Annotated in this window: 1 protein-coding gene; it reads right to left on the bottom strand. The window is 72.7% G+C overall.

From position 1 onward, the window contains the following. The coding region (locus PAI11_RS23550; RefSeq protein ID WP_170320780.1) for a M23 family metallopeptidase at positions 1-533 on the bottom strand (533 nt) is incomplete at its 3' end. Between the last annotated feature and the right edge of the window lie 97 nt (positions 534-630).

Here is a 630-nt window from a genome sequence, read left to right as displayed (position 1 = left end):
AGCGAGGAGAGGTAGCTCGAGTAGGAGCCGTTCTCCAGCTCCTGGTTGGCGAGCTGCTCCGCACCACCCAACTTCTTCGCAACCGGACGCGCCGGATTCGCAAACACCCGCTCCTTGGACTCCACCGCGCCATCGACCGCCACCGAGGCGGCCGTCTCGCCGCCGACGTCGGTCGCGGACCGCCCACCAGCGGACCGCCCTGCGCCCTTCGCCGACTGGCCGGCGCCGGTCGCGCCGCCACGCTGCGACCCGGCCGTCGCGGCCACCGTCGGCCGCGGATCACGCGCGGGATCCAACTCGCTGGACCCCGCCGAGGCCTTCGTCCGCGACCCACTCTTGGCGACCGGATAGAACGCCGCGTGGGACTTGAGGTTGCCGTAGGTGTAGGTGTTGCCGTAGACGTCCCGCAGCTGCACGAACCTGCCCAGCCGCGGGTTCCTCCCGACCTTCACGACCTCGCCGTCCTGGACCGCGATCACCGCCGCGCCCGGCCGCGCGAACACGTCGATGAACCGCCGCGACCCCGACTCCACCGACCGCGCCGCGTTCCCCCGCCGCGTCCGCGTCCTCGCCCGACGATTCGTGTCATCGCCGGCGTAGCGGGCCTTCGCCGCGACGGGGAACACGCCC

The organism is Patulibacter medicamentivorans, assembly GCF_000240225.1.
GTDB classification, from domain to species: domain Bacteria; phylum Actinomycetota; class Thermoleophilia; order Solirubrobacterales; family Solirubrobacteraceae; genus Patulibacter; species Patulibacter medicamentivorans.
Note: the sequence above shows the minus strand (reverse complement) of the source record. Positions and strands in the feature narration are given on the sequence as shown.